A 25,479-nucleotide genomic window follows, 5' to 3' on the forward strand; every position below is an offset into this window, starting at 1 on the left:
TGTTACGCCCCCGCCTTGGCGATGCCGGCGTCCGTCTCGTCGGACTTCCGGGGTGTGGGCACGTCGAGCTGGTCGTTCTCGTGGAATTCGAGCTGCTTCCTGCGGTCGGCGATCAGGCCCTCGGGCCGGAAGCGCATCAGGAGGACGAGCGCGATCCCGAAGAGGAACAGCTGGTAGTCCTGCATGAACTGGAGCTTGGCCGGGATGAGGTAGAGCAGCGCGGCGCCGACAAAGGGTCCGCTGAGGGTTCCCATGCCGCCGAGGATGACGGCGGCGAGGAGGAACGCGGAGTTCGGCGGCACGGAGCCGGCGAACTGGTACTGCTCGGGCGTCACGGTGTAGTTGACGTGTGCCTGTACGGTGCCGGCGAGGCCGGCCAGCGTGGCGCCGAGGGCGAAGGCGAGCAGCTTGAGCCGGAAGGCGTTGATGCCCATGGCGGTGGCGGCGGTCTCGTCCTCGCGGATGGCGACCCAGGCGCGGCCGATGCGGGATTCCCCGGAGCGGCGGAAGACCAGGACGACGATGGCGGTGACGACGAGCATCAGCAGGTAGTAGTTGGCCGGCCTGCTGAGGGTGAAGGGTCCGACGTCGTGGCTCAGGGCGAAGTCGATCCCGAAGAGGTTGAGGTCGGGGATGCTGGGGATGCCCTGGGAGCCGTTGGTGAGGTCGGGGCCGCTGTTGCCGTTGAGGTTGTTCACGGTGACGCGGAAGATCTCGCCGAAGCCGAGCGTCACGATGGCGAGGTAGTCGCCGCGCAGCCGCAGGGTCGGGGCGCCGATGAGGACGCCGAAGATCATCGAGACGACGGCTCCGGTGAGGACGGCGGCCCAGAAGGGGAACTTGACGCCGATCGCGGAGAGGGGTGCGCCCGAGACGAGGGCGGCGGTGTAGGCGCCGACGCCGAGGAAGGCGACGTAGCCGAGGTCGAGGAGGCCGGCGAGGCCGACGACGACGTTGAGGCCCAGGGCGACGGTGGCGAAGATGAGGATGTTGACGCCGATGAGGGCGTATTCCGCGGTGTCCTGGGTGAAGGGGAAGCAGAGCGCGGCGACCAGGGCGGCCGTGAGGGTGACGTTGCGGTGCTTGGCGGTCAGTGCGGTGAGCCGGGCGATGAGTCCGGCGCGGGTGAGCGCGGTGAAGGCGAAGCCCGCGGTGATGAGGAAGCCGATGAACTGTTCGGAGTCCTCGGTGGGGATGTCGATCCCGTAGGTGAAGACGTAGAGCGCGAGGCCGAAGGAGACCGCGATGATGATGATCTCGGCCCAGGCCGGGAGGGCCTTGGCGCGGGGTGCGGAGGGGGCGGCGAGGCTGTTGCGGAAGCGCTGCCAGGCGTTCGGCGCGGGGCCGTCCTCGGAGAGGGGGACGTCGTGGGGGAGGGCGAGGGAGGCGATGAGGGCGACGAGTGCGCCGATGCCGCTGACCCAGGCTCCCGGTTCGAGGTTGACGACGCCGCCGAGCTCGTAGGAGATGGCGCCCATGGCGTAGCCGGTGGTGCCGAAGGTGGCGAGGGCCAGGAGGCGGACGGGGCTGTTGGTGCCGGCGGGGGTGAGCCAGCGCAGTCCGGGGATGCCGTAGCCGGTGAGGGCGAAGAGCAGGGTGAGGACCGCGCCGGTGAGGGTGAGGACCTGGAGGCCGCCGGGGTAGCCGGTGACGGTGAGGTCGCCGGGGAATTCGGAGGTCCAGGTCCAGGGGAGGAGCGTGCCGGCGAGGGCGGCCGCGGCGCCGGTGAGGGTGGCGATGCGGGCGATGGGCGCGGGGAGCGGGAGCAGTGCGGTGGTCATCCGTATCACGCCCTGTCCGCGACGCGTTCGCCGAGCAGGCCCTGGGGCCGCAGCAGCAGGACGACGATGAGGAGGACGAAGGCCCACACGTCCTTCCAGGCGCCGCCGCCGAAGAGGTCCATGCCGGGCACGTCGCTCATGTAGCCGGTGGCGAGGGATTCGGCGACGCCGAGGACGACGCCGCCGAGCATGGCGCCGTAGATGTTGCCGATGCCGCCGAGGACGGCGGCGGTGAACGCCTTGAGGCCCATGAGGAAGCCCATGCGGAAGCCGATCTGGCCGTTCTTGAGCCCGTAGGCGACGGCGGCGACGGCGGCGAACGCGGCACCGATGGCGAAGGCCATGACGATGATGCGGTCGGTGTTGATGCCCATGAGCTTGGCGGTGTCGGGGTCCTGCGAGGTGGCCTGCATGCCGCGGCCGGCGCGGGTCTTGGAGACGAAGAGCCCGAGGGCGATCATGCAGACGGGGGCGGAGATGAGGACGAAGAGGTCACCGCGCTGGACGTGGGCGCCGAAGAGTTCGAAGGCGTCGCCCTTGAACTGCGGGAAGGGGTGGTCCTTGGTGGCGTCCGGGTACCACTTCCAGATGGCCTGCTGGAGGGCGAGGGAGAGCCCGATCGCGGTGATCAGCGGGGCGAGCCGGGGGGCGTTGCGCAGGGGCCGGTACGCGAAGCGTTCGGCGGCGACGCTGATGGCGACGGAGCATATGACGCCGCCGATGATCATGAGGGGGACGATAGCGAGGAGGTTGGAGCCGGCCGGCATCCAGAGGTACACGGTGAGAGCTCCGAAGCCTCCGATCATGAAGATCTCGCCGTGGGCGAAGTTGATGAGCTGGATGATTCCGTAGACCATCGTGTAGCCGATCGCGATGAGTCCGTACATCGCGCCGAGGATGAGTCCATTGGCCAGCTGTTGCGGCAGTTCGTGCACCGCAGGGCCTCCGTGGAGTGGTTCGGATATGGCACCGCGCGGGAGTGCTCGTAGCGCTCCCGCGCGGTCTGGGGTCAGGTCGGGGCGTGCCCGGGAGCGGTTACGGCTTGTACGCCTCGCTGAGCTTGGAGACCCACTTGCCACCGTCGACCTGGTAGGCGGTCATCATGGTGTTGGTGGTGTCGCCGAACTCGTCGAAGGAGACCGGGCCGGTCACGCCGTCGAACTTGACCTTGCTCATGGCGTCGAGCACCTTGGCGCGGGCGTCGTCGGGGAGCTTGCCGTCGTTCCCGGAGACGGCGAGCTTGACGGCCTCGATGATGGCCCAGGTGGCGTCGTAGGTGCCGCCCCCGTAGGCCTCGTAGGCGTCCTTGTAGCCGGCGGTCTTGTAGTCCGCGATGAACTTCTTGGCGGAGTCGAGCTCCTCGACGGGCTTGCCGACGGAGGTCGCGATGTCGCCCTGGGCCTTCTTGTTGAGCTTGATGAAGTCGGCGCTGTACATGCCGTCGCCGCCCATGAGCGGGATCTGGACGCTGTCCTTGAGCTGCTGGCTCAGGGGCGCGCCGGCGGGGTACTCGCCGCCGTAGTAGACGGCCTTGGCGCCGGACTTCTTGACCTTGGTGACGACGGCGTTGAAGTCGCGGTCGTCGGGGTTCACGTGGTCGGCGCCGACGATCTTGCCGCCGAGGTCGGTGAAGGTGGCCTTGAAGGAGGCCGCGAGACCGGCGCCGTAGGGCTTCTGGTCGTCGATGAGGTAGACCTGCTTGATCTTCGCGTTGTTGTACAGGTACTTCGCGGCGAAGGCGCCCTGGATCTGGTCCGTGGTGGCGGTGCGGAAGTAGGTCTTGAAGGGGCGCTTCTTGTCGCCGGTCTTCCAGTTGTCGCCCTGGGTCAGCTCGGTGCCGGTGTTGGCGGGGGAGACCTGGGTGAGGCCGGCGTCGTTGAGCGGCTTCTGCATCGACTGGGAGACGCCGGAGTTCAGCGGGCCGACGACACCGACGACCTTCTTGTTGTCGATGAACTTGGTGGCGTTCTGCTGGCCGACGGAGGGCTGGGCCTGGTCGTCGAGCGGCTGCACCTCGAAGGTGATGCCGGGGACCGTCTTCTCCTTGTTCGCCGTCTTGGCGGCGAGGTCGGCGGAGTTCTTGATGCCGAGGCCGAGGGCGGAGAGGTCACCGGTGAGCGGCGCGTCGACGCCGATGACGACGGTCGTGTTGCCGCTGCTGCTGTTGCCGTCGCTCTTGTTGTCGTCGTCGCGCGACCCGCAGGCGGTGAGCGTCAGTGCACCGGTGGTGAGCACTGTGGTGAGGATGAGCAAAGAACGGTGTCGCACGAAAGGTCCTTTCCCTGGCGCGGCCTCCTCGCTTGAGGTGCCGTGTCGTTCGCCGGGCCGTACTGGGTTGGTACAGGGCCGTGCTTGCAGACGCGCCCGGCGGCGCGGTGACTGGCCGTGACTCTAAGGGCAGCGGTGGGGGTCGGGAGTGGTACCGGCCAAGGATGTGACTGTCTTGTTATGCCCTTGAGCAAGGCTTGAGGTGGCTGGGTGGACATGTCCAGCTTTTTACCGGACCGTGAAGTGACCGCAATGTGAGAACGTGCAGCTCTGCTAAGGGGCTTGAGGTGATCTTGCTGCTGTCGCCTGGCGGGGGCCCGGTGTGGGGGTGTGGGGGCATGCCGGAGGGCCCGGTGGCTGCGGGGCCGGGCTGATCGCGTCGCGGCGGGGCGCTCCGCCTCGGACGATGATTACGCTGCGTTACGGCGGCGAGGGTGCGGCGACGGGGTGTGGTGGTGGGGTGGGTGAGGTGCGGCAGACGAGTGGGCCATGGAACGGCGGTCCGGGTCAAGGGGATTGATGCCGCGTGCTGGTCAATTTCCCTGATCGGAAGGGTGGTTGTGCCCGGATATGCCGCTGCCCGGCCGTTTTGGGTGACGGCCGGGCAGGGGGGTGGTGCGGTGGTGCGGGGTCAGGCGGCTTCGGGTGCGGGCGCTTCGCGCAGCAGGCAGGTGAGGCGCGCGGTGCAGACCCGCTTGCCCTGTTCGTCGGTGATGGCGATCTCGTACGTGGCGGTGGTGCGGCCCCGGTGCACGGGGGTTGCGGTGCCGGTGACGAGGCCGCTGCGTACCCCTCGGTGATGGGTGCAGTTCAGGTCGACGCCCACGGCGAACTTGGACGGGCCGCCGTGCAGCATCGATCCGACGGAGCCCAGGGTCTCGGCGAGGACGGCGGAGGCGCCGCCGTGCAGGAGTCCGTACGGCTGGGTGTTGCCCTCGACCGGCATGGTGCCGACGACGCGCTCGGCGGAGGCTTCGAGGATGCGGACGCCCATGCGCTCGCCGAGGTGACCGGCGGAGAAGAGGGCGGGCAGGTCGACGCCGAGCGCGGCGTACTCGTCGATGATCTCCTGGGGGAACGTGGGTGTGGTCTGCTCGCCCATGGGTCCGCCTTTCGTCGCTGTGTGGTGCTCGTCCGACGTCGTTCTATCAGACGCCTGAGCGAGCGCTTAGCCCGCCGGCTCGAAGCGGACCACGACGGACTTGGAGGCGGGGGTGTTGCTGGTGTCGGCGGTGGAGTCGAGGGGGACCAGCACATTGGTCTCCGGGTAGTACGCGGCGGCGCAGCCCCGGGCGGTCGGGTAGTGGACGACGCGGAAGCCGGGGGCGCGGCGCTCCACGCCGTCCTTCCACTCGCTGACGAGGTCGGTGTAGGACCCGTCGGCGAGCCCGAGGGCTTCCGCGTCCTGCGGGTGTACGAGGACGACGCGGCGGCCGCCCTTGATGCCCCGGTAGCGGTCGTCCAGGCCGTAGATCGTGGTGTTGTACTGGTCGTGGGAGCGCAGGGTCTGGAGCAGCAGCCGGCCCTCGGGCAGTTCGGGGAACTCGACGGGCGCGGCGGTGAAGTTGGCCTTGCCGGTGGCGGTGGGGAAGCGGCGGGAGTCGCGCGGGCCGTGCGGGAGGGTGAAGCCGCCGGGGTGGGCGATGCGCGCGTTGAAGTTCTCGAAGCCGGGCACGACCCGGGAGATGCGGTCCCGGATGGTCGCGTAGTCCTTCTCGAACTCCTCCCAGGGCGTGGCGGATCCGGGTCCGAGCACGGCGCGGGCGAGGCGGGCGACGATGGCGGGTTCGGAGAGCAGGTGCGGGCCGGCGGGGGTGAGGTTGCCGCGCGAGGCGTGCACCTTGCTCATGGAGTCCTCGACGGTGACGAACTGCTTGCCGCCCGCCTGGACGTCCTTGTCGGTACGGCCGAGGGTGGGCAGGATCAGTGCGCGGGCGCCGGTGACGGCGTGGGAGCGGTTGAGCTTGGTGGAGACGTGGACGGTGAGGCGCGCGTTGCGCATGGCGGCCTCGGTGACGTCGGTGTCGGGGGTGGCGGCGACGAAGTTGCCGCCCATGGCGAAGAAGACCTTGGCCTCGCCGTCGCGCAGGGCGCGGATCGCGCGGACCACGTCGTAGCCGTGGTGGCGCGGTGAGGTGATCCCGAACTCCTTGTCGAGGGCGTCGAGGAAGGCGGGTGCGGGCCGTTCGAAGATGCCCATGGTGCGGTCGCCCTGGACGTTGGAGTGGCCGCGCACGGGGCAGACGCCGGCGCCGGGGCGGCCGATGTTGCCGCGCAGCAGGAGGAAGTTGACGACCTCGCGGATGGTCGGCACGGAGTGCTTGTGCTGGGTGAGTCCCATGGCCCAGCAGACGACGGTGCGCTCCGAGGCCAGGACCATCGCCAGGGCCTCTTCGACGGCGGCGCGGTCGAGCCCGGTCGCGGCGAGCGTCGTGTCCCAGTCCGCCTCGGCCGCGGCGGCGGCGAACTCCTCGTAGCCATGGGTGTGTTCGGCGACGAATGTCTGGTCGACGGCGCCCTCGGTCTCCAGGATCAGCTTGTTGAGGAGGCGGAAGAGGGCCTGGTCGCCGCCGATCCGGATCTGGAGGAAGAGGTCGTTGAGGGGGGTGCCCTTGAGCAGGCCCTGCGGGGTCTGCGGGTTCTTGAAGCGTTCGAGACCGGCCTCGGGCAGCGGGTTCACCGAGATGATCTTCGCGCCGGCGGCCTTGGCCTGCTCCAGGGCGGAGAGCATCCGGGGGTGGTTGGTGCCGGGGTTCTGCCCGGCGATGATGATCAGGTCGGCGTGGTGCAGGTCCTCCAGGGACACCGAGCCCTTGCCGACGCCGATCGTCTCGGTGAGCGCGGAGCCCGAGGACTCGTGGCACATGTTGGAGCAGTCCGGCAGGTTGTTGGTGCCGAACTCGCGGGCGAAGAGCTGAAGGAGGAACGCGGCCTCGTTGCTGGTGCGCCCGGAGGTATAGAAGACCGCCTCGTCGGGGGAGGCGAGGGCGCCCAGTTCCTCGGCCATGATGGCGAAGGCCCGCTCCCAGGTGATGGCCTCGTAGCGGTCGGCGCCCTCGGGCAGGTAGACGGGCTGGGTGATGCGGCCCTGCTGGCCGAGCCAGTAGCCGCTGCGTCCGGCGAGGTCGGAGACGGGGTGCGCGGCGAAGAAGTCCGGGGTGACCCGGCGCAGCGTGGCCTCCTCGGCGACGGCCTTGACGCCGTTCTCGCAGAACTCGGCGGTGTGCCGTTTGTCGCCCTCGGGCCAGGCGCAGCCGGGGCAGTCGAAGCCGTCCTTCTGGTTGACCTTGAGGAGGGTCTGCGCGGTGCGGCGCAGGCCCATCTGCTGCTGGGCGACGCGCAGGCTCTGGGCGACGGCGGGCAGCCCGGCGGCGGAGTGCTGGGCCGGTCCGACCCGGGGGGCGTCCTGGACGGGGTCTCCTGCGGGCGGCTTGCTGGCCATGGTGCTCCCCTTCGAGCCGGCTGCGGGCCCCCGGGAGGAGTCCCGCGGGTCCGCCGTGTGTGTTTCCTTCTCCCTCCGATCCTGGCACGCGGTCCGGGCCGGGTGCCCGGTGAGGCGCCGCGGGCGGTGGCCGGTCCGGATTGTCAGTGGGCCGTGGCAGGATCGGGGTGTGGCTGAGACGGCATCGAAGAAGACGGCAGACAACCGACCGCGCCTGCTCCTCATGGACGGGCACTCCCTGGCGTACCGGGCGTTCTTTGCGCTGCCCGCGGAGAATTTCACGACGGCGGCGGGCCAGCCGACGAACGCGGTGTACGGCTTCATGTCGATGCTCGCGAACACGTTGCGTGACGAGGCGCCGACGCACTTCGCGGTGGCGTTCGACGTGTCCCGCAAGACGTGGCGTGCGAAGGAGTTCCCGGAGTACAAGGCGAACCGTTCGAAGACCCCCGACGAGTTCAAGGGCCAGGTCGAGCTGATCGGCGAGCTGCTGGACGCGATGCACGCGGACCGGTTCGCGGTCGACGGCTTCGAGGCGGACGACGTCATCGCGACGCTGGCCACGCAGGCCGAGGCGGCCGGCTTCGAGGTCCTGATCGTCACCGGCGACCGCGACTCCTTCCAGCTGATCACGGACAACGTGACCGTGCTCTACCCCACCAAGGGCGTCTCCGAGCTGACCCGGTTCACCCCGGAGAAGGTCGTGGAGAAGTACGGCCTCACCCCCCGGCAGTATCCGGACTTCGCGGCGCTGCGCGGTGACCCGTCGGACAACCTTCCGAGCATCCCCAAGGTCGGCGAGAAGACCGCCGCGAAGTGGATCAACCAGTTCGGCTCGTTCGACGAGCTGATCGCCCGGGCCGACGAGGTCAAGGGCGTCGCCGGGCAGAATCTCCGCGACCACCTGGACGCGGTGAAGATGAACCGCGTGCTGACCGAGATGGTCCGGGACGTGGAGCTGCCGAAGACCCCGGAGGGGCTGGAGCGCGCTCCCTACGACCGCACGGCGGTCACCGGCATCCTCGACATACTGGAGATCCGCAACCCGAGCCTGCGCGAGCGGCTCCTCGCCGTGGACCCGGGCGCGGCGGAGGCCGAGCCGCCCGCCCCCGCCGCGGGGATCGAGCTGGACGGGACCGTGCTCGCCACCGGCGAGGTCGGCCCCTGGCTGGCGGAGCACGGCGCGCAGCCGCTCGGCGTCACGACGGTCGACACCTGGTCGCTCGGCGCCGGCACGGTCACCGAGATCGCCCTCGCCGCCGCCGACGGCTCCGCCGCCTGGCTGGACCCGGCGCAGCTGGACGAGGCCGACGAGCAGGCGTTCGCCGCCTGGGTCGCGGACCCGGCCCGGCCCAAGGTCATGCACAACGCGAAGAGCGCGATGCGGGTCTTCCCGGAGCACGGCTGGCACCTCGACGGCGTCACGATGGACACCGCCCTCGCCGCGTATCTGGTGAAGCCCGGCCGCCGCTCCTTCGCGCTGGACGCGCTGGCCGTGGAGTACCTGGGCCGCGAGCTGGCCCCGGCCGCGGCGGCCGACGGTCAGCTGGCGTTCGGCGCCGACGACCGGGCGGAGGCCGACGCCCTGATGGCACAGGCCCGCGCGGTCCTGGACCTCGGTGACGCGTTCACGGAGCGGCTGAAGGAGGTCGGCGCGGCCGAGCTGCTGCACGACATGGAGCTCCCGACGTCGATCCTGCTCGCCCGCCTGGAGCGGCACGGCATCGCGGCGGACCGGGCCCATCTGGAAGGCATGGAGCAGCAGTTCGCCGGTGCCGTCCAGCAGGCGGTGAAGGAGGCGCACGCGTCGGTGGGCCGGGAGTTCAACCTCGGTTCGCCCAAGCAGCTCCAGGAGGTGCTGTTCGGCGAGCTGGGCCTGCCGAAGACCAAGAAGACCAAGACCGGTTACACGACGGACGCGGACGCGCTGGCCTGGCTGGCCGCCCAGACCGAGCACGAGCTGCCGGTCCTCATGCTCCGCCACCGCGAGCAGGCGAAGCTGCGGGTCACGGTCGAGGGCCTGGTGAAGACGATCGCGGCGGACGGCCGCATCCACACCACGTTCAACCAGACGGTGGCCGCGACCGGCCGCCTCTCCTCCACCGACCCGAATCTGCAGAACATCCCCGTCCGCACGGACGAGGGCCGGGCGATCCGCCGCGGCTTTGTCGTCGGCGAGGGCTTCGAGACGCTGATGACGGCCGACTACAGCCAGATCGAACTGCGCGTGATGGCCCATCTCTCCGAGGACGCGGGCCTGATCGAGGCCTTCACCTCCGGCGAGGACCTGCACACCACGGTCGCCTCGCAGGTCTTCGGCGTCGAGAAGTCCGCGGTCGACCCGGAGATGCGGCGCAAGATCAAGGCCATGAGCTACGGCCTGGCGTACGGGCTCTCCGCCTTCGGGCTCTCCCAGCAGCTGAACATCGAGGCGGGCGAGGCGCGCGTCCTGATGGACACCTACTTCGAGCGGTTCGGCGGAGTCCGGGACTATCTGCACCGCGTTGTGGAGGAGGCCCGGGCGACCGGGTACACGGAGACGGTCTTCGGCCGCCGCCGCTACCTCCCCGACCTCAACAGCGACAACCGCCAGCGCCGCGAGACCGCCGAGCGGATGGCGCTCAACGCCCCGATCCAGGGCACCGCCGCCGACATCGTCAAGGTCGCCATGCTCCACGTCGACCGGGCACTGACCGAGGCGGAGCTCACGTCCCGGATGCTGCTCCAGGTGCACGACGAAATCGTGCTGGAGATCGCCGCGGGCGAGCGGGAGCAGGTCGAGCGCATCCTGCGCCACGAGATGTCCACGGCGGTGCGGCTGCGCGCCCCGCTGGACGTGTCGGTCGGCGTCGGCGGCGACTGGGAGTCAGCGGCCCACTGACCGTTTCCGGCCGGGGCCCGGCTCCGCGGACGGGCCCCGGCCGGTCCGAGGAGCCGGGCCCCGGCGTACGGGGGCGAGCCGCACCGCCGCCGCGTACAGCAGGAGCCCGGCCGCGAGCCCCGCGCCCGCGCCGAAGCAGGCCGTCGGGATGATGTCCAGCGGCGTGTCGACGTGCCCGTAGTACGCGTACCAGCGGGCGCACCGATGGGCGGTGCCCAGCACGGCGCACAGCCCGACCGAGGCGAGCGCCCAGCCCCGGACCCGCGCGGTCAGGACCGGCACGGACGCGGGCACCGGCCGGTCCCCGGTCCGCCGCAGCCCCGACGCCGTGAACCAGGCGAGCAGCAGCAGGGCCGGGGCCGATGTGCCGTACTGGACGAGCGTGAAGACGGGGTATCCGGCCACGCTGCCGTCGAGCCCCGGCACCAGCCGTACGCCCCACCGGTCGTGATGGGTGAAGGCGTCCCACACGACATGGGTGGCGGACCCGATGACCGCCGACACCGCGAACCACCCGGCGTCCCGGGCACCAAGTCCGCGCCGTCCGGGGCCCGTCGCCGCCCCGCCGCCCCGCAGCCAGGCGTGCACCCGCCCCCGCCACCGCTGCGGCAGCAGCGCCACCAGCGGGTCGCGCAGCAATAGCCACAGGCCGAGCGCCACCGCGGTGATCAGGACGTCCGCGGTGACCACACCCCACACCGCGTGGGTCACCTCGCCGAACTCCATGGCACCCGGAATCACCGAGTCCGCGAAGTACGTCAGGTCGGGGGCGAACGACCCGGCGACCAGGGCCGAGGCGAGCAGCGGACCGCGGCCCGTACCGTCGCGCCGGATCCCCGGCAGCACGGCGGCGGCATGGCTGAGCGTGAAGGGCATGCGGGCAGTATGCGTGACCCGGAGGGGCAGCGACGGGGTGGCCCGAGGGGCAGGAAGGTCCGTCACGGGAATGTCCGCACGTGGACAACTTGTGTTCAGGAAGGTGAGAAAGCGGTAAGAACCGGCCCGCCCGCTGTGTGCGGGCCGGAGGACTTGCCGTAGGGTCGCCTGAGTCCAGGCGCAGGGGAGCGCCGACGGTGACGAGGGGGAGGGCCCACACTTCATGGCAGCGCAATTCGGTCGCCGACTGTACAGAGGAGCGGCCACCACCGCCGTGGCTGCCGTCGCCGTGGCGGCGCTTTCCGCCTCGCAGGCCCCGGGGTCCCCGCTGGTCGCGGCGGACAGTGACCACTCCTCCGCCGGTGCGGCGACACCCACCGAACAGGGCGGCAACGGCGGTGTCTCCGGCGACTCGCCGTACTACACGGACCTGCCGCCGCTGAACACCCCGGACAAGCCCGGCGGTTCGGCCAACCTGCCGGTGACCGGCCCCGCCGAGTCCGGTATACCCGCCTCCGTCCTCGCGGCGTACAAGAAGGCGCAGGGGACCATCGCGGGCACGGACGCGGCCTGCCGGCTGCCGTGGCAACTGCTCGCCGCGATCGGCAAGGTCGAGTCCGGCCAGGCCCGCGGCGGCCGGGTCGACGCGCAGGGCACCACGCTCTCCCCGATCCTCGGCCCCGCCCTCGACGGCAACGGCTTCGCCCTGATCAAGGACACCGACAACGGCGCCTACGACGGGGACCGGACGCACGACCGGGCCGTCGGCCCGATGCAGTTCATCCCGTCCACCTGGGCGACCTGGGGCCAGGACGGCAACGGTGACGGCCGCAAGGACCCCAACAACGTCTACGACGCCGCGCTCGCCGCCGGACGCTACCTCTGCGCCGGCGACCGCGACCTGTCGACCGCCACCGACCTGGACCGGGCGGTCCTGAGCTACAACCACTCCGACGTGTACCTGCGTACGGTCCGCTCCTGGTTCACGTACTACAACCGCGGCACGCACGAGGTCCCCGACGGCACCGGCGTCCTCCCGACCGGCCCAACGAGCCGGAATCCGGGCCCCAGCCGGCCGGTCGGCGGCCCGTCGAGCACCCCGTCCCCGTCGCCCTCGCCGTCCGGAACGCCGAGGCCCAGCGAGTCCCCCGAGCCCACGAAGCCGGCCGAGCCGTCCCCCGAGCCCTCGAAGCCCGCCGGCACCGCCAAGCCGCCGGCGCCCTCGCACACCCCGAAGCCCGAGCCCAGCCCGGCGTACGTCGCGTCCTCGATGGAGAAGGTGTCCTCCATCGGGTCCACCGCCGTCGCCGGTGAGACCTTCGAAGGGCACGCAGCGGTGCGGACGCGCAGCGTCCGCGGCGGCCCGGTGGCCAAGGAAGCCGTGACCTTCAGCATCACCGGTAACTCCGGTGTCACGTTCGAAGGCGGCCTCAGGACCGTCGTCGTCCCGACCGGAGCCGACGGCATCGCGACCGCCCCTGCCGTGCGCGCGGGCGAGAAGACCGGCGCGTTCCAGGTGAATGCCAATGCCCGCGGCGTTTCGACGCTCTCCGTCTCCTTTTCCGGCACGGTCACCAGCCACCTGCCCGACGCCCTGGTGCTGACAGGGAACCCGAAGCTGACCGCCGTCGCAGGTGAGGCTTTCGAGGGCATTACGGTCGCCGCCACCTACAAGGGCAAGCCCGTGGGCGAGGTCCTCACCTACCCCTCCGTAGTCACCGACGGCCGCGACCCGGACGCGCCCGGCCAGGGCCCGTTCTGGACGAATGGCGCGGGCGACATCACCCGCAGCCTCGACGAGCAGTACACGGAGGCCAACGGCGTCTACAAGGTGCCGACGTTCTACGCCGACGGCCCGGCCGGTACGTACACGCTGCGCATCGTTGTCGGCGACGCCGCGCTCGACATCGAGTTGACCGTCGTGGCGCCCCCGGTCCACACCGGCTCCTGACGCGATCCGCCGGACAGTCCCTCCGCCGCTCACCGGCCGAGGGGCTGTCCCTGTCTTACTCCCGCTTCAGCCGCGCCTTCGTGAAGCGGGTCGCCTCCACCGTCGTCGGGTCCTCCGGCCACGGGTGCTTCGGGTAGCGGCCGCGCAACTCCGCCCGGACCGCCTTGTAGCCGTCGCGCCAGAACGACGCCAGGTCCGCCGTCACCGCCGCGGGCCGCCCGGCGGGGGAGAGCAGGTGCACCAGCACCGGCACGCCCGCCACCTCCGGGGTCTTTTGGAGGCCGAACAGCTCCTGGAGCTTCACCGCGAGCACCGGCTGGTCCCCGCCGTACTCCACCCGGATCCGCGAACCGCTCGGCACCTCGATCCGCTCCGGCGCCAGCTCGTCCAGGCGGACCGCCTCACCCGTCGCCCACGGCAGCAGCCTCCGCAGCGCCTGCCCCGCGTCGATCGCGGCCAGCTCGGAGCGCCGCCGCGCCCGGGACAGCTCGGGCTCCAGCCAGGCCCCGGGGTCCGCGAGCAGCGCCCCGTCCGACACGTCCGGCCACGGCTCACCCAGCACCCGGTGCAGGAAGGCCAGCCGCTCCCGCAGCTGCCCCGCGTCCCGGCTCCACCGCAGCAGCCCCGGACCCTCCCGCCGCAGCCCCTCCACCAGGGCGTCGCGGACCAGCCCCGGACCGGGCTGCTTCAGCGGGCGCGCGGCCAGCTCGACCGCCCCCAGCCGCTCCACCCGGCGGGCCACCACGTCCCGGCCGTCCCACCGGACCTCCTCGCCCGCGAACCGCAGCGGCGCCGCCGCCAGGAGCGCGGTGTCCTCGTCGATGACGGCCGCCAGGCGCACCCGGGCGGACGCCGCGTGCGCGGGCCGGTCCGCGACGGCGACGGCCAGCCAGGGCGCCCCGCGCAGCCCGGAGCCCTCGCCCGGCTCCGCGCCGGTGCCCGACGCCATCAGGAACGTCCCGCCGCCCCGCGCCCGCGCCACCCGCTCCGGGAACGCCAGGGCCGCCACCAGACCGACGGCCACGTCCTCCGCGACCGGCCGCCCGCCGCCGTCGCCCTTCAGCGCGGACGACAGGCGCCGCACCTCCTGGCGCCAGCGGCCCGCGTAGGCGTCCTGGCCCCGGCGCGCGGTGCGCAGCGCGGCCGCCAGATCGTCCCCGTACGAGCGGGGCGGTTCCTCGCTCAGCAGCGCCACCACCTCGGCGGCCCGGCGCCCGCCCACCTCGGCCGCCCCGTCCAGCAGCGCCCGGGCCAGCCGGGGGTGCAGCCCGAGGCGGGACATCCGCACACCCCGCTCGGTGACCCGGCCGTCCGGGCCCACCGCGCCGACCGCTGCAAGGACCTCGCGCGCGGCGGCCATCGCCCCCTCCGGCGGTGCGTCCAGCAGCGCCAGCCCGGAGGCGTCCGGATCGCCCCAGCAGGCCGTCTGGAGGGCGAACGCCGTCAGGTCGGCCACCCTGATCTCCGGGGCCGGGAACCGGGCGAGCCGGCCGTCCTCGGCCCGGTCCCAGCAGCGGTACACCGTGCCCGGCGCCTCGCGCCCGGCCCGCCCCGCGCGTTGCCGGCCCGACGCCTGCGAGGCCCGTACGGTCGTCAGCGCGCTCAGCCCCCGGGCGTGATCGGTGCGCGGCTCCCGGGCGAGTCCCGAGTCGACGACCGTCCGCACCCCGGGGACCGTCAGCGAGGACTCGGCCACCGAGGTCGCCAGGACCACCCGGCGCCCACCCGATGACCCGGCCAGCACCGCGTCCTGCACGGCCGCCGGGGCCCGCCCGTGCACCTGGAGCACCTCGGCCGCCACGCCCGCGAGCTGCCCGGCCACCCGGCCGATCTCGCCGACGCCGGGCAGGAAGCACAGCACGTCGCCGTCCCGCTCGGCGAGCGCCCGCCGTACCACGGAGGCGACATGGCCCAGCAGCGCCGGGTCGACTCTCATCCCGTGCGGCGGCCGCACCGGCAGCGACGGCGGGGCCCACACCACCTCCACCGGATGCGAAACCCCCTGCGCCTCGACCACCGGGGCGTCCCCGAGCAGCCGCGCCCAGCCCTCCGCGTCCGTCGTCGCGGACGCCGCCACCAGGCGCAGGTCCGGGCGGAGCGCGGCGCGCACGTCCAGCAGGAACGCGGCCACCGTGTCCGCGTCGAGATGGCGCTCGTGGCACTCGTCGATGATCACCGCGTCCACCCCGGCCAGCTCCTGGTCGCGCTGCAACCGCTGGAGCAGCACGCCGGTGGTGACGACCTCCACCACGGTCTCCGGGCCCACCACGCGCTCGCCGCGCACGGTGAACCCGACGCGCTGCCCGGTCCGCTCGCCCAGCAGCCACGCCATCCGCCGGGCCGCCGCGCGGGCGGCGATCCGGCGCGGCTCGGCGACGACGACCCGGCGCACCGGGCCCCCGCCGGTCAGCCCGGCCAGGGCGAGCGGGACGAGGGTGGTCTTGCCGGTGCCGGGCGGTGCGCAGAGCACCGCGGTCCCGTGGCCGTCCAGCGCCTGCCGGAGCGCGGGGACGGCGGTGCGGACGGGCAGCCGGTCGAGGGCGTCGGTGCGGATCACGCCCCCAGTCTCGTACGTGAGCCGCCCGCTCCCCGAACCGGCCTGATCCGCCGGACACCCCCTAGTCCCGTACGCAGACGAAGATCGCGGTCCCCGGGATCAGGTTGCCGCGCAGCGGGGACCAGCCGCCCCACTCCTGGTCGTTCCAGGCGGGCCACTCCGGCTCGACCAGGTCCACCAGCCGGAAGCCGCCCGCGACCACGTCCCGGACCCGGTCGCCCAGCGTGCGGTGGTGCTCGACGTAGACCGCGTCGCCGTGCTCGTCCTGCTCCACGTAAGGGGTGCGGTCGAAGTAGGAGGCGGCCACCGACAGGCCCTCGGGGCCCGGCTCGTCCGGGAAGGCCCAGCGGACCGGGTGCGTCACCGAGAAGACCCAGCGGCCGCCGGGGCGCAGCACCCGGCGGACCTCGCGGAAGACCTGGACCGGGTCGGCGACGAAGGGCACCGCGCCGTAGGCGGAGCAGGCCAGGTCGAAGGAGGCGGTGCGGAACGGCAGCCGCCCGGCGTCCGCCTCGACCAGCGGGACGTCCTCGCCGATGCGCAGGGCGTGCTGGAGCTGGCGGTGCGAGAGGTCCAGGGCGACCGGGCGGGCGCCCTGCGCGGCCAGCCAGCGGGAGCACTGCGCCGCGCCGGCGCCGATCTCCAGCACGTCGAGCCCCTTCAGCGCGGCGGCGGGGCCCAGCAGCCCGGCCGTCTCCTCGTCCAGGCCCTCGGGGCCCCAGACGAAGCGGTCGTCGCCGAGGAAGGCGCCGTGGTCGCTCTGGTACTCGTCGGCGTTGCGGTCCCACCAGCCCCGGCTGGCCCGGCTGCTCTCGGCGGTCCCGGCGCTTCGGCGGGTCGCCTCGGGTTCGGCGGCGTACATCTCTTGGCTCATCGTGTCCGTCGTTGTAGTTTGCCTTCACCCCGTCGTACGAGGTACGTACCAGGGGGGCCTGCGCAGCGCTGCACCGGTGTGTCCGGACGTTGCCGGACACGATCTGGCCTCGGTGAACCCGAGTTGTGCCGGATATGGGGCCTTCGGTCCCTGGTGTCCGCCTTCGCGCATTGACCGTGCCCTGCTGCCCCCGTATGCTACAAGTTGCGCTGCGAGCCTGCGCTCCTCAGACCTAGCAGGCCGCGCTCGCATCTGTTGCTAGTCCCCTCGGTTCACGAGGCGCCTTCCGGTCACGGAATTGGCGCTTCCCGGGCTGTCCGGCTTAGGCAGAGGCGATACGGGCTTTCGGCGTAGCAGTACCTACGACTCACTGTCCGTACCGGAGCCCTTTCCCACATGACGAGCAGCACCGAGACCACCGCCACCACTCCGCAGGTTGCGGTCAACGACATCGGCGACGCGGACGCGTTCCTCGCGGCGATCGACGAGACGATCAAGTACTTCAACGACGGCGACATCGTTGACGGTGTCATCGTCAAGGTTGACCGGGACGAGGTTCTCCTCGACATCGGTTACAAGACCGAAGGTGTCATCCCGAGCCGCGAGCTCTCGATCAAGCACGACGTCGACCCCAACGAGGTCGTCAAGGTCGGTGACGAGATCGAGGCCCTGGTTCTCCAGAAGGAGGACAAGGAAGGCCGCCTGATCCTCTCGAAGAAGCGCGCTCAGTACGAGCGTGCCTGGGGCACCATCGAGAAGATCAAGGAAGAGGACGGCATCGTCACCGGTACCGTCATCGAGGTCGTCAAGGGTGGTCTCATCCTCGACATCGGCCTCCGTGGCTTCCTGCCGGCGTCGCTCGTCGAGATGCGTCGCGTCCGCGACCTCCAGCCGTACGTGGGCAAGGAGCTCGAGGCCAAGATCATCGAGCTGGACAAGAACCGCAACAACGTGGTCCTGTCCCGCCGTGCCTGGCTCGAGCAGACCCAGTCCGAGGTCCGCCAGACGTTCCTCACGACCCTCCAGAAGGGTCAGGTCCGCTCCGGCGTCGTCTCCTCGATCGTCAACTTCGGTGCCTTCGTGGACCTGGGTGGCGTCGACGGTCTGGTGCACGTCTCCGAGCTGTCCTGGAAGCACATCGACCACCCCTCCGAGGTTGTCGAGGTCGGCCAGGAGGTCACCGTCGAGGTCCTCGACGTCGACATGGACCGCGAGCGCGTCTCGCTGTCGCTCAAGGCGACGCAGGAAGACCCGTGGCAGCAGTTCGCCCGTACGCACCAGATCGGGCAGGTCGTCCCCGGTAAGGTCACCAAGCTCGTTCCGTTCGGTGCGTTCGTCCGCGTGGACGAGGGCATCGAGGGCCTGGTCCACATCTCCGAGCTGGCCGAGCGCCACGTGGAGATCCCGGAGCAGGTCGTCCAGGTCAACGACGAGATCTTCGTCAAGGTCATCGACATCGACCTCGAGCGCCGTCGCATCAGCCTCTCGCTGAAGCAGGCCAACGAGGCGTTCGGCGGCGACCCGGCCTCGGTCGAGTTCGACCCGACCCTGTACGGCATGGCCGCGTCCTACGACGACCAGGGCAACTACATCTACCCCGAGGGCTTCGACCCCGAGACCAACGACTGGCTCGAGGGCTTCGAGGCTCAGCGCGAGGTCTGGGAGACCCAGTACGCCGAGGCGCAGCAGCGCTTCGAGCAGCACCAGGCTCAGGTCATCAAGTCCCGCGAGGCCGACGAGGCCGCTGCCGCCGAGGGCGCTGCCGCCCCCGCCGGCAACACCCCGGCCGCCTCGGGCGGCAGCGGCGGCTCCTACTCCTCGGAGTCCTCGGACAACTCCGGCGCCCTGGCGTCGGACGAGGCCCTGGCCGCGCTCCGCGAGAAGCTGGCGGGCGGCCAGAGCTGAAGCTCTGTCCCTCCGGCCGGTCATCGGCTGCGGTAGGTAAGTGACCGTGAGGCCCGCTCCCTTCGGGGAGCGGGCCTCACGTGTTTCGGCACGTGAACACAGAGAAACATGTGGGATACACGAATAGCTGACGGCATGTAACACGCCCTTGCCAGGATCCCGGCAACCTCAAGATCAGAAGGGGAGCCGGGACATGACGCACGCTTCGCACCAACCGCCCGCTGCACCGGGCACGAGCCGCCGCGCCTTCCTGCGCAACGTCGGAGTCACCGGCGGTGCCGGGGCCATGTTCGCCACCATGGGGGCGCTCGGACTCGCGCCCACCGCACAGGCCGCAGGACGCGAACCCGCCTACCGTGCGCCCAGCGCGGGCGACTTCCACCTCAAGGGCAGGGCCGCCGCCAAGGTGGTCGTCGTGGGCGGCGGCATCGCCGGCCTCGCCACCGCCTACGAACTGGGCAAGGCGGGCTACGACTGCACGGTCCTGGAGGCCCGGGGCCGTACCGGCGGCCGCAACTTCACCGTGCGCGGCGGCGACTCCACCACCGACATCCACGGCGTCACGCAGACCGCCCGCTTCTCCGACGGGCAGTACATGAACGCCGGGCCCGGCCGGATACCGCAGTGGATGGTCACCCTCGACTACTGCCGCGAACTCGGCGTACCCATCGAGGTCTTCACCAACGTCAACGCCAACGCCTATATCTTCAACGAGAAGGCGGGCATGAAGGCGCCGGTGCGCTACCGCACCGCCAAGGCCGATGTGTACGGCTATGTCGCTGAGCTGCTCTCCAAGGCCACCGACAAGGGTGCGCTCGACCGGCAGATCACGGCCGACGACCAGGAGCGGCTGCTCGAATTCCTCAAGGACTTCGGGGACATCGGCGACACCCTCGACTACACCGGCAGCCCCCGCCGGGGCTACCGCGTCGACCCGGCCGCCGCCGGCACCCCGGGTGAACTGCTCGGCCCCGTCCCCTCCGCCTCCGAGGTCTTCGCCAGCGGGATCGGGCGCTACTTCGCCTTCGAGTTCGAGTACGACCAGGCCATGCTGATGTTCCAGCCGGTCGGCGGAATGGACCGGATACCCGCCGCCCTCACCCGGGCCGTCGGCGAACGGCGGATCCGGACCGGAGCCGCCGTCACGGACATCACCGACACCGCCCACGGCGTCACCGTCACCTACACCCGGTCCGGCCGGACCCACCGCATCGACGCGGACTACTGCGTCGCCGCCCTGCCGCCCAACATCCTGGCCAAGACCTCCCACAACCTGGGCCCGGCCGTCCAGACCGCCCTGGAGGCGTGCAAGCCCTCCTCGGCCGGGAAGATCGGCCTCGAATACCGCAGCCGCTGGTGGGAGAGCGACCACCAGATCTACGGCGGCATCACCGAGACCGACATGGACCTCGCGCACATCTGGTACCCGTCCTACGGCCACCAGGGCCGCCGCGGGACGATCATCGGCTACTACAACACCGGCGCCAACGCGGACGCGTACGCGGCGCTCTCCCCACGCGAGCGGGAGGCCCGCGCGGTCGCGCAGGGCGTGAAGATCCACGGCGAGAAGTACCGGACAGAACTCGCCACGTCGTTCTCCCACCACTGGCGCCAGACCCCGTACCTGGAGGCGTCCTGGCACTCCCTGGCCGGCGGTCCGGACGCCCCCGTCTTCGCACCGCTCAACCGGCCCGCCGGCCGGGTGTACTTCGCGGGGGACTATCTGAGCTACGCCGACGCCTGGCAGCACGGCGCGTTCACCTCCGCCCGCAAGGCCGTCACAGCACTGCATGCGCGGGTTCTTGGGTAAACACCGTACGAAGGGGGGCGTGGACAGGGAATGACCATGCCCCCCTGAGCGTTCTTCTCCAGGAACACAAGGAGGAGCGGTAACCGTGCCTGATCCGCAGAGTTTGTACGAATGGGAGCCGAAGGGCCTGGCTGTGGTCGACATGGCGCTCGCCCAGGAGTCGGCCGGTCTGGTCATGCTCTACCACTTCGAGGGCTACATCGACGCGGGTGAGACCGGCGAGCAGATCGTGGACGGCCTGCTCGAATCGCTGCCGCACCAGGTCGTCGCCCGCTTCGACCACGACCGCCTGGTCGACTACCGCGCCCGCCGTCCGCTGCTGACGTTCAAGCGCGACCGCTGGGCGGCGTACGAGACCCCCGCCCTGGAGGTCCGCGTCGTCCAGGACGCCACGGGCGCCCCGTTCCTGCTGCTGTCCGGGCCCGAGCCCGACGTGGAGTGGGAGAGGTTCGCCGCCGCCGTCGAGGAGGTCGTCGAGCGTCTGGGCGTCCGCCTCGCGGTCAACTTCCACGGCATCCCGATGGGCGTCCCGCACACCCGCCCCGTCGGCATCACCCCGCACGGCAACCGCACCGACCTCACGCCCGGCCACCGCAGCCCCTTCGAGGAGGCGCAGGTCCCCGGCTCCGCCGAGGCGCTGGTCGAGTACCGGCTGATGGAGGCGGGCCACGACGTGCTCGGCGTCGCCGCCCATGTGCCGCACTACGTCGCCCGCTCCGCCTACCCGGACGCGGCGCTCACCGCCCTGGAGACGATCACGGCCGCGACCGGGCTGGTCCTGCCGTCCGTGGCGCATGCCCTGCGCACCGAGGCGCACCGCACCCAGACGGAGATCGACCGCCAGATCGGCCAGGGCGACGAGGAACTGGTCTCGCTGGTCGAGGGCCTTGAGCACCAGTACGACGCGGTCGCGGGCGCGGAGACCCGGGGCAACCTGGTCGCCGAACCGGCGGATCTCCCGTCGGCCGACGAGATCGGCCTCGAATTCGAGAAGTTCCTCGCCGAGCGCGAGGGCGACATCTGAGCGCCGCGCCGCTCCCGTGCCCGCTGCCCGTGACCCCGACCCCGACGCCGGGGGTCACGGGCAGCGGGCACTAGGCTGCCGGGCATGCTGAAAGTGGGCCTGACCGGGGGCATCGGAGCCGGTAAGAGCGAAGTGTCCCGGCTGCTCGTGGGCCATGGTGCCGTCCTCATCGACTCGGACCGCATCGCCCGCGAGGTGGTCGAGCCCGGCACCCCCGGACTCGCTTCCGTGGCCGCGGAGTTCGGCCCCGGCATCCTGGCCCCGGACGGCACCCTGGACCGGCCCGCGCTCGGCGCGATCGTCTTCGCCGACCCGGACCGCCTGGCCGCGCTCAACGCGATCGTCCACCCCCTGGTCCGGGACCGCTCCGCCGAGCTGGAGAAGGCCGCCGGACCCGACTCCGTGGTCGTCCACGACGTCCCCCTCCTCACCGAGAACGGCCTCGCCCCCCTCTACGACCTGGTCGTCGTGGTCGACGCCGCCCCGGAGACCCAGCTCGACCGGCTCGTCCGGCTGCGCGGCATGACCGAGGAGGACGCCCGTGCCCGGATGGCCGCCCAGGCCACCCGCGAGCAACGGCGCGCCATCGCGGACCTGGTCATCGACAACGACGGGCCGGTCGAGGAACTGGCGGCCCGGGTCAGCGAGGTCTGGGCGGAGCTGACCCGCCGCGCGGCGGAGACGGACTGAGCCGGGGCCGGTCCCGGAGGCGCACCGGAATACGCGCGGCCGCCCAGGTGTTCACCCCGGGACGGACCAGGGAAGGATGCCACCGTGCCCGAGAGGACCCCGGAAACCGACGTCATCGACTTCCGTGCGGCCGAGCAGCTGCTTGCCGCGCGAGATCCCCGGGGCGCCGTGCGGCTGCTCGACTCGGTGATCGCCGCCCACCCCGAGAACACCGCCGCCCGGCTGCTGCGCGCCCGCGCCTTCTTCGCGGCGGCGCAGCTGCGCCCCGCCGAGCTGGAATTCGAGCTGGTGCTTGAGCGTGAGCCGGACAACGCCTTCGCGCACTTCGCCCTCGCCCGCACCTTCGAGCGCTCCGGTCACCCCGAGCGCGCCACCCGCCATTTCCGGCTGGCGGCGGCGCTCGACCCGAAACCGGATTATCTGCGCGCCGCCCGCTTCGAGGACTAGGGCCTTTCCTTTGGATCAGCTCGCGAGCCAGGCCTGATCCAAAGGAAAGGCCCTACGGCGGGCCCGTGCCGCCGCGTGGGCCGTGGTCGGGGTCGTACGGGGGAATGGAGCGGTCCGGCTGGTAGTGCGCGCCCTGGCGCAGCCGGTGCACGACCACGCACAGGTCCACCAGGACCAGCACGAGCAGCACTCCGCAGACCGCCGCCCAGCCGGTGCGGCCGTTCACGGCGAAGGCGGTCACCCCGAAGACGGCCCAGGCCAGCCCCCACAGGCTCAGCCAGAGCCGCATCCGCAGCGGACTGCGGGCGGTCGTCGGTTCATTGCCGGTACGCATGGCATCGCCTCCCTACCAGCATGGACCCACGGCCGGCCAGGTGCGGCACGACGGCGTGAGACGGCGGGTGCCGACGACCTGTGCCTGGAGTCCGAGCATGCCGTCGCGTGGCCGCCGGACCGCTGCCCGGGGCGCTGATTTCCGGCCACGGGCCCCCGGTCAGTCGGTCAGCAGCTTCGTCCGCAGCGCCGCCACGGTCGCCGCGTCGAGCTTCAGCCCCTCCCGTACGTACGTGTCGAAGTCGCCGTAGATCTGGTCCACCTCGGCGTACGCGGCGCGCAGCCAGCTCAGCTCCACGGCCTTCGGGTCGCCGGTGTACTGGTTGCTGGCCAGGAAGTCCGCCTCGACCGTGGCCCGGGGGACACCGAGCAGGGTGAGCAGGACGGCCGTGCCCCAGCCGGTGCGGTCCTTGCCCGCGCTGCAGTGGAAGACCGTGGCGCCGGAGGTGTTCGTGGCGACCGCCGTGACGAGGTCGCGGAAGGCGTGGTCCGCGCCCACGAAGTTGACCATGAACGGGTAGCCGATGGACTGACCGAGGTCCGAGGAGCCGGAGAAGAGCCCGGCGGCGATGGCCTCCGCGAGGGTCATCAGGGCGGAGTCGTGGAAGCGGATGCCGTGGGCGAGCGAGACGACGTCCGCGACCTGGTAGCGCACTCCGGCGGGCAGCCGGTCCGGGTCGTCGTGGCGTTCCTGGGCGTTGCGCAGGTCCACGTCGAGCGTGAGCTTCTGGGAGACCAGTCGCTGCTGCTCGGCGTCGGTGAGACCGCTCAGCTTGTTGGAGCGGTAGACCAGGCCCGGGCGGACCCAGTGCCCGTCCGTGGTGCGGTAGCCGCCGATGTCCCGGAAGTTGCGGGCGGACGCCAGGCCGAGTGAGCGGTCGGCGACGACGAGCGGGCTGCCGCTGTCCGGGACCAGCCGGAAGTACCAGCGCCCGGCCTCCGGGAGCGTGCCCGGGGCGACGGTCAGCGAGCCGGTGCCGGAGGCCGTCCCGAGCGCGGTGCCGGTGGTGGCGTCGGGCGAGGTGACGGCGGTGACGGTCACCGATCCGGCGGGCGAGGCCCAGGACAGGGTGTGGCCGCCGTCGGCGGTGCGGGTGGCGGTGGCGGCCGTGAACGGTACGGCGGACTGCGTGGCGGACGCCGTGGCCGCCGGGGGCGCGGCGAGGGCGGCCGGGGCCATGACCGTGCCGGTGAGGAGGGCGGTGGCGAGGACGGCTCCGGCGATGCGGTGCGTACGCATGGTGCTCCTTGTCGTGGCCCTGTGGGGCGGGGGAGGCGTCAGGAGGTCGGGGTGGCGCTGCACGGGGTGGTGCCGCAGACATTGATGCCCCGGCCGGTGGTCAGGAAGGTGGCCTTCTGCTGACGGGCGGCGGGCGAGTCGCGGGGATCTTCGTGCGAGTCGTGCCCGTACGCCGGTCCGGCGGGCGGGGTGTCGGTCGCCGGGGGCGCGGGCGTACCGCTGTCCCGGACGGTCGCGGGCCCGGGTGGCACCGAGGCGTCGGAGGCCACCCGGCGGCCCGTGCCGGTGCTCGGGTCCGGCCGGGTGTACCAGTCGTCGGGGAACGGCAGCAGGCACTCGGCGGGGCGCGGCCCCGGGCCGGGGAGGGGTCCGCCGGGGCCGCGTGGGCGAGCGGGGCGAGCAGCGCGGCTGCGCCGAACACCACCACGAGCAGCCCGTCGAGCACCCGCTGCCGTACGGCTCAGCTCCCCTGGAGGTGGGCGCCGATGATGCGCGCGTAGGCGGCCTCGCCCCGCTGGTTCGGGTGCAGCGGGGCGGCCGAAGCGGTCGGCACGTACCCCTCGACCCACTTGTCGGCAGGGGCCTGGCAGGCGTCGTGGCCCTTGCTCGGCGTGGCCACGTCGATGTACTCCGCGCCGTGCGCGGCGCTCTGCTCGGCGATCACCGCGTTCATCCGGTCGACGCTGCCCTGGAGGAAGTCGGCGTCGACCGGCAGCACGGGCTGCAACGGCCAGCAGCCGCCCGGCTTGATGTAGAGCCCGTATCCCGTCACGAGGACCCTGGCGTGCGGCGACCGCTGGTGGATTCCGTCGAGTACGGCTGCGAGGCGAGGCGCGAAGGCGTCGATCCGCTGCGCCACCTGGTCGACCCCGCCCTCGGTCAGCTTGTCCTTGCACGGGGTCGCGGTCGGGTCGAGCTGCATGCAGTCCTGCGCGATGCCGACGAGCCCGGCGTCGTTGCCGCCGATGGTGAGGGTCACCAGGTCGGTGTCGGCGCGCAGCGCGTCGAACTGGGGCGCCGCCGAGCCCATCGGCACGTCGAGCAGCGACAGCGGCTGCTTCTCCGTCATGTGCTTGGACTGGGCCCCGCTGCACGTGACGTCGCGCAGCGAGGCGCCGATGCTCGCCGCCAGCTCGTGCGTGTAGTTGTGCGTGGAACGGCCGCAGGCCAGCGGTCCGGTGATGCCCGGGATGAGTGGCCCGGAGGCCATCGAGTCACCGAGCGCCACGTACTGCACGGGGGCGTCGGCGCTCGCCGCCCAGGCGCCGGAGGCGGTGGTGCCGACGGCCAGGGAGGCCAGGGCCACGGCGGTGGCGGCTCCCCTGACAGTACGACAGAACGTCTTATTGCTGGACGAGTTCACGACGACCTCCGGTGCGCTATGAGTGGGGGCATGGCGG

At 71.8% G+C, this 25,479-nt stretch carries 19 protein-coding genes; 7 read left to right on the top strand and 12 right to left on the bottom strand.

The window, feature by feature from the left end:
• Positions 1-2: 2 nt before the first annotated feature.
• From ACFZAT_RS06905 to ACFZAT_RS06925, 5 genes are all read right to left on the bottom strand, one after another.
• On the bottom strand, positions 3-1,781 hold the full coding sequence (locus ACFZAT_RS06905; RefSeq protein ID WP_391261162.1) for a branched-chain amino acid ABC transporter permease: 1,779 nt from the start codon (positions 1,779-1,781) through the stop codon (positions 3-5).
• A gap of 5 nt (positions 1,782-1,786) precedes the next feature.
• A complete protein-coding gene (locus tag ACFZAT_RS06910) occupies positions 1,787-2,716 on the bottom strand; it encodes a branched-chain amino acid ABC transporter permease (protein ID WP_365686704.1) in 930 nt (309 codons plus the stop codon).
• A gap of 100 nt (positions 2,717-2,816) precedes the next feature.
• A complete protein-coding gene (locus ACFZAT_RS06915) occupies positions 2,817-4,034 on the bottom strand; it encodes an ABC transporter substrate-binding protein (protein WP_391261706.1) in 1,218 nt (405 codons plus the stop codon).
• Positions 4,035-4,680: 646 nt separating this feature from the next.
• The gene (locus ACFZAT_RS06920) at positions 4,681-5,151 is read right to left on the bottom strand and encodes a hotdog fold thioesterase (protein WP_391261166.1); all 471 of its coding nucleotides are present in this window, start codon (positions 5,149-5,151) and stop codon (positions 4,681-4,683) included.
• A gap of 66 nt (positions 5,152-5,217) precedes the next feature.
• Positions 5,218-7,491, bottom strand: a complete 2,274-nt coding sequence (locus ACFZAT_RS06925) for an FdhF/YdeP family oxidoreductase (protein WP_391261168.1) — start codon at positions 7,489-7,491, stop codon at positions 5,218-5,220.
• A gap of 169 nt (positions 7,492-7,660) precedes the next feature.
• On the opposite strand from ACFZAT_RS06925, the gene polA reads away from it, so the two are divergent.
• Positions 7,661-10,372 (top strand): DNA polymerase I, encoded by a 2,712-nt coding sequence (gene polA / locus ACFZAT_RS06930; RefSeq protein WP_391261170.1) that lies wholly within the window; start codon positions 7,661-7,663, stop codon positions 10,370-10,372.
• Here the strand turns inward: polA and ACFZAT_RS06935 are convergent.
• A complete protein-coding gene (locus ACFZAT_RS06935; protein WP_391261171.1) occupies positions 10,358-11,248 on the bottom strand; it encodes a DUF4184 family protein in 891 nt (296 codons plus the stop codon). The genes polA and ACFZAT_RS06935 overlap by 15 nt on opposite strands.
• 223 nt (positions 11,249-11,471) lie before the next feature.
• Here ACFZAT_RS06935 and ACFZAT_RS06940 point away from each other — a divergent pair, with 223 nt between their 5' ends.
• Entirely contained in the window at positions 11,472-13,199 is a 1,728-nt protein-coding gene (locus ACFZAT_RS06940; RefSeq protein ID WP_391261174.1) for a lytic murein transglycosylase, read from the top strand.
• Between the two features lie 55 nt (positions 13,200-13,254).
• Here ACFZAT_RS06940 and hrpB read toward each other — a convergent pair whose 3' ends face one another.
• Entirely contained in the window at positions 13,255-15,756 is a 2,502-nt protein-coding gene (hrpB, locus tag ACFZAT_RS06945; RefSeq protein WP_391261177.1) for an ATP-dependent helicase HrpB, read from the bottom strand.
• Between the two features lie 61 nt (positions 15,757-15,817).
• On the bottom strand, positions 15,818-16,618 hold the full coding sequence (locus ACFZAT_RS06950) for a methyltransferase domain-containing protein (protein WP_391261709.1): 801 nt from the start codon (positions 16,616-16,618) through the stop codon (positions 15,818-15,820).
• Between the two features lie 408 nt (positions 16,619-17,026).
• On the opposite strand from ACFZAT_RS06950, the gene rpsA reads away from it, so the two are divergent.
• From rpsA to ACFZAT_RS06975, 5 genes are all read left to right on the top strand, one after another.
• Positions 17,027-18,535, top strand: coding sequence for a 30S ribosomal protein S1 (gene rpsA, locus ACFZAT_RS06955; protein WP_391261180.1), 1,509 nt, complete (start codon positions 17,027-17,029; stop codon positions 18,533-18,535).
• A 286-nt stretch (positions 18,536-18,821) separates the two neighbouring features.
• Positions 18,822-20,345 carry an FAD-dependent oxidoreductase gene (locus ACFZAT_RS06960; protein WP_391261711.1) on the top strand — a complete coding sequence of 508 codons (1,524 nt, stop codon included), beginning with the start codon at positions 18,822-18,824 and terminating at the stop codon, positions 20,343-20,345.
• Between the two features lie 85 nt (positions 20,346-20,430).
• A complete protein-coding gene (locus ACFZAT_RS06965; protein ID WP_391261182.1) occupies positions 20,431-21,369 on the top strand; it encodes a PAC2 family protein in 939 nt (312 codons plus the stop codon).
• An 84-nt stretch (positions 21,370-21,453) separates the two neighbouring features.
• On the top strand, positions 21,454-22,059 hold the full coding sequence (gene coaE / locus ACFZAT_RS06970; RefSeq protein WP_391261186.1) for a dephospho-CoA kinase: 606 nt from the start codon (positions 21,454-21,456) through the stop codon (positions 22,057-22,059).
• 84 nt (positions 22,060-22,143) lie between these two features.
• Positions 22,144-22,506, top strand: coding sequence for a tetratricopeptide repeat protein (locus ACFZAT_RS06975; protein WP_391261189.1), 363 nt, complete (start codon positions 22,144-22,146; stop codon positions 22,504-22,506).
• A gap of 52 nt (positions 22,507-22,558) precedes the next feature.
• Here the strand turns inward: ACFZAT_RS06975 and ACFZAT_RS06980 are convergent, their stop codons facing one another.
• The 4 genes from ACFZAT_RS06980 to ACFZAT_RS06995 form a co-directional block, all read right to left on the bottom strand.
• Complete coding sequence (locus ACFZAT_RS06980; protein ID WP_391261191.1) at positions 22,559-22,840, bottom strand: DUF6343 family protein; 282 nt, start codon at positions 22,838-22,840, stop codon at positions 22,559-22,561.
• A 159-nt stretch (positions 22,841-22,999) separates the two neighbouring features.
• Positions 23,000-24,079: a tyrosine-protein phosphatase gene (locus ACFZAT_RS06985; RefSeq protein ID WP_391261194.1), complete on the bottom strand. Its 1,080-nt coding sequence runs from the start codon at positions 24,077-24,079 to the stop codon at positions 23,000-23,002.
• A 38-nt stretch (positions 24,080-24,117) separates the two neighbouring features.
• Positions 24,118-24,348: a hypothetical protein gene (locus ACFZAT_RS06990; RefSeq protein WP_391261196.1), complete on the bottom strand. Its 231-nt coding sequence runs from the start codon at positions 24,346-24,348 to the stop codon at positions 24,118-24,120.
• 191 nt (positions 24,349-24,539) lie between these two features.
• Positions 24,540-25,442 (bottom strand): GDSL-type esterase/lipase family protein, encoded by a 903-nt coding sequence (locus ACFZAT_RS06995; RefSeq protein WP_391261198.1) that lies wholly within the window; start codon positions 25,440-25,442, stop codon positions 24,540-24,542.
• Positions 25,443-25,479: the final 37 nt, after the last annotated feature.

The organism is Streptomyces sp. NPDC008163, assembly GCF_042956885.1.
Taxonomy (GTDB): Bacteria; Actinomycetota; Actinomycetes; order Streptomycetales; family Streptomycetaceae; genus Streptomyces; species Streptomyces drozdowiczii_A.